The following is a 234-nucleotide window of genomic DNA, read 5'->3' as shown; positions in this document are numbered from 1 at the left end:
CTCCGGCGAGCGCAGTGCGGAGATGTCCAGCACCGCCGCGAGCGCGCCGCTGGGATCGAACACCGGCGCCGCCGTGCAGGTCAGCGGAATATGGGTCGCATCAAAATGATCGGACTGATGTACCGTCAAGGCTTCCTCGGTCGCGATGCAGGTGCCGACCGCGCAGGTGCCGGCATGCGGCTCGTTCCAGTCGGCGCCGAGATAGAGGCCGGCCTTGCGCAGCGTGTTGTTGAA

Annotated in this window: 1 protein-coding gene; it reads right to left on the bottom strand. The window is 66.7% G+C overall.

The features are described from left to right. On the bottom strand, nt 1-234 hold a 234-nt coding region (locus tag ACP7FG_RS13240), incomplete at both ends, for a GAF domain-containing protein (protein ID WP_439226671.1).

This window comes from Idiomarina sp. ST10R2A5, from assembly GCF_051842325.1.
GTDB lineage: Bacteria > Pseudomonadota > Gammaproteobacteria > Enterobacterales > Alteromonadaceae > Idiomarina > Idiomarina abyssalis.
Note: the sequence above shows the minus strand (reverse complement) of the source record. Positions and strands in the feature narration are given on the sequence as shown.